The organism is Tenacibaculum finnmarkense (genome assembly GCF_900239185.1).
Taxonomy (GTDB): domain Bacteria; phylum Bacteroidota; class Bacteroidia; order Flavobacteriales; family Flavobacteriaceae; genus Polaribacter; species Polaribacter finnmarkensis.
The window spans coordinates 1-1,893 of the sequence record NZ_OENA01000032.1; the positions used below are offsets into that span (position 1 = coordinate 1).

Sequence of the window (1,893 nt, forward strand, 5' to 3'; positions counted from 1 at the left end):
TTTAGAGCAAAAAGTACAATAAGCTAAATAAGGGCGTATGGCGGATGCCTAGGCTTTCAGAGGCGATGAAGGACGCGATAAGCTGCGATAAGTAACGGGGAGAAGCACATATTTTATGATCCGTTAATTTCCGAATGGGGCAACCCGGCATGTTGAAGACATGTCACCCGCAAGGGGGCAAACCCGGTGAACTGAAACATCTAAGTAACCGGAGGAAGAGAAAACAATAGTGATTCCGTTAGTAGTGGCGAGCGAACGCGGATTAGCCCAAACCAATGCTGTTACGGCAGTATTGGGGTTGTAGGGCTGCGACATTAGAATCTAAGAGAACTAGAATCGATTGGAAAATCGAACCAAAGATAGTGATAGTCTAGTATAGGTAATCGAAGATAATATAGCAGTACCCTGAGTAGTGCGGGACACGAGTAATCCTGTATGAATCCACCGGGACCATCCGGTAAGGCTAAATACTCCTGAAAGACCGATAGTGAACTAGTACCGTGAGGGAAAGGTGAAAAGAACCCTAAGTAAGGGAGTGAAATAGAACCTGAAACCGTACGCCTACAAGCGGTCGGAGCACATTAACTGTGTGACGGCGTGCCTTTTGCATAATGAGCCTACGAGTTACTGTTACTAGCAAGGTTAAGGATTTAAGGTCCGGAGCCGTAGCGAAAGCGAGTCTGAATAGGGCGACCATAGTTAGTAGTAGTAGACGCGAAACCGAGTGATCTACCCATGGGCAGGTTGAAGCTGTAGTAACATACAGTGGAGGACCGAACCAGTTGACGTTGAAAAGTCTTTGGATGACCTGTGGGTAGGGGTGAAAGGCCAATCAAACTCGGAAATAGCTCGTACTCCCCGAAATGCATTTAGGTGCAGCGTTGAGCGAAAGTTTTATAGAGGTAGAGCTACTGATTGGATGCGGGGGCTTCACCGCCTACCAATTCCTGACAAACTCCGAATGCTATAAAATGTTACTCAGCAGTGAGGGCATGGGTGCTAAGGTCCATGTCCGAGAGGGAAAGAACCCAGACCATCAGCTAAGGTCCCCAAATATATGTTAAGTTGAACTAACGAGGTGAAACTGCTTAGACAGCTAGGATGTTGGCTTGGAAGCAGCCATTCATTTAAAGAGTGCGTAACAGCTCACTAGTCGAGCGGTTTTGCATGGATAATAATCGGGCATAAACATATTACCGAAGCTATGGATTTACGTTGAAAGACACGTAAGTGGTAGGGGAGCATTCTATTTGCGCCGAAGGTGTCCTGTAAGGAATGCTGGAGCGGATAGAAAAGAAAATGTAGGCATAAGTAACGATAAAGGGGGCGAGAAACCCCCTCACCGAAAGACTAAGGTTTCCTCAGCGATGCTAATCAGCTGAGGGTTAGTCGGGTCCTAAGGCGAATCCGAAGGGAGTAGTCGATGGATAACAGGTTAATATTCCTGTACTTCTTATAATTGCGATGGGGTGACGGAGTAATGAAAGCACCGCGAACTGACGGAATAGTTCGTTGAAACATGTAGCTATTGGAACTGTAGGCAAATCCGCAGATCTAGGTGAAATGTGATAGTACAACAAATCTTCGGATGCGTTGATAGTGTGCCTAAAGGCTTCCAAGAAAAACCTCTAAGCTTCAGATTATAAGAACCCGTACCGTAAACCGACACAGGTAGTTGGGATGAGAATTCTAAGGTGCTCGAGTGATTCATGGCTAAGGAACTAGGCAAAATAGACCCGTAACTTCGGGAGAAGGGTCGCCCATCTTCGGATGGGCCGCAGTGAAAAGGTCCAGGCGACTGTTTATCAAAAACACAGGGCTTTGCTAAATTGAAAGATGATGTATAAGGCCTGACACCTGCCCGGTGCTGGAAGGTTAAGTGGAGTTGTTAGC

The 1,893-nt window shown here is 46.5% G+C and carries 1 rRNA gene; it reads left to right on the top strand.

The window, feature by feature from the left end:
• Window positions 1-17: 17 nt before the first annotated feature.
• Window positions 18-1,893 (top strand): 23S ribosomal RNA (locus tag AQ1689_RS03695); the annotation flags it as partial.